The following is a 309-nucleotide window of genomic DNA, read 5'->3' as shown; positions in this document are numbered from 1 at the left end:
GGCTCCGCCCGCCTGCCGGCGCGCTCGCCCGCGGGCTAAAACGCTCCGCGTTTTCTTGACGCCCGCGCCTCGACCGAGGTTCGAATCCATGCGGTGTTGCCATAAAAGAAAAGCCCCCGTTGCCGGAGGCTTTCAATTTCAATTGGTGCGGCGTATAGGATTCCGCGCATCCGCTGCGCGGATCCGCACCGGCTTCGCCCGCCTGCCGGCGCGCTCGCCCGCGGGCTAAAACGCTCCGCGTTTTCTTGACGCCCGCGCCTCGACCGAGGTTCGAATCCATGCGGTGTTGCCATAAAAGAAAAGCCCCCG

Origin of the sequence: Collinsella sp. AF20-14LB (assembly GCF_003459505.1) — a bacterium.
In the GTDB taxonomy this organism is placed as follows: domain Bacteria; phylum Actinomycetota; class Coriobacteriia; order Coriobacteriales; family Coriobacteriaceae; genus Collinsella.
Note: the sequence above shows the minus strand (reverse complement) of the source record.